Origin of the sequence: Marinibactrum halimedae, from assembly GCF_021234875.1 — a bacterium.
Classification (GTDB): Bacteria; Pseudomonadota; Gammaproteobacteria; order Pseudomonadales; family Cellvibrionaceae; genus Marinibactrum; species Marinibactrum halimedae.
Genome location: NZ_JAJQVM010000101.1, coordinates 1 through 1231, shown reverse-complemented (window position 1 = coordinate 1231; position 1231 = coordinate 1). Strand labels below are relative to the sequence as shown.

General features: G+C 37.9%; 2 protein-coding genes. Both read right to left on the bottom strand.

Annotation, left to right across the window (positions count from 1 at the left end; genetic code table 11):
* Nucleotides 1-153: 153 nt before the first annotated feature.
* A complete protein-coding gene (locus LU351_RS20465; protein ID WP_232595939.1) occupies nt 154-648 on the bottom strand; it encodes a hypothetical protein in 495 nt (164 codons plus the stop codon).
* Between the two features lie 148 nt (nt 649-796).
* The gene (locus tag LU351_RS20460) at nt 797-1072 is read right to left on the bottom strand and encodes a hypothetical protein (protein ID WP_232595938.1); all 276 of its coding nucleotides are present in this window, start codon (nt 1070-1072) and stop codon (nt 797-799) included.
* Nucleotides 1073-1231 lie beyond the last annotated feature (159 nt).

Genomic DNA, 1231 nt, shown 5'->3' with positions numbered 1-1231 from the left:
CGATTTGTCACGCTATGCGGCCAACGTGCGTCTGGAATATACAAATAGGGAGAAAAAATCATCAAAAGAACGAATTTTTATCCAATATTTTTGTAAATAAATGCGTAATGATAATTATTTTCGGTAAGTGTTCCGGTAGAAAAAATTAGAAAATTATCGCGCTAAAAAAACGAATTTATAGAGGTTCCCTTGCGTTAATATCACATAGGGTTTGTTGTTTTCTTCAATAACATCGGCAGGTTTATTATTGACGAGAATGCGCGTTGGCCACTGTTTACTATCCCCAGGAAGGGGGATTTTTGTCCGATCGGAAAAGGTAACGACTTCATACTTAAAGGATGCCCCTTGGTCGTGATGTGTTAACCAAAGGCGGCTTGGCCACTGACAGATTTTTTTGGAGTCTCCTTTGCTCTGTTCGCTTGATGCTGTATTTGAAGCCGCATAGGGGCAATCTTTGTATTTTTGTTGTGAAGCAACCCACTCAGCCCAAGGCACTAAGGATTCCGGGTAGCGGGCGTCGCCAGTATGCTGAGTGGTTTCTTGAAGCCCTGAGCCAAATGCGAGGCTAGCCCATAGGAGGTATACAAGGTTGAATTTGAGAATGAGTAATGTTGGTGTTATTGGTACCGCTTGGCGAAAAAATCGCATATGAATCCCTCTTGAAAACAATCAATAGTGCGATTCATAGTGTAAGGTCTTAATTAGAGATGTAAAAGGCTGAGCTAAACATGCTTTTTGATGTCATAAAATTAGGTCAATAGATAAACATAAATCCACTGACCTGTATAATTAATGATTATTCAAATCGAATACCACTTAACTTATCTTGACCGGTAACACTATCGTAAGAAAATGCAACATTCATTATATTAAATTCACATTCCCCTACTGAGTCGTAAACCCAAACATAATTTCCTTTTGCTCCACCTGCCCATCTAAATTCCCATGTACAATCATTAAATTCTTCAAAACCGCTAATTTGATAAGGATTGCTAATGCTCAGTGCTGTTTGTGGGACTAAGGTTGCTAAAGAAAATGCGCTAAATATAAAAATGTTTTTTATTGATTTCATGAAAGCCTCTTTTATTAGTAAATGTTATGTTACAATACTGTAGACACTTTTAAGCAGCGATTGCCCCATAGTCACTATAATGTTGGTAAATCGCTGCCACTTTTTTACAATTTCTGCTTAATTCTAAGTCATCAAAAACCCTATCCATCAGGTGTTGAT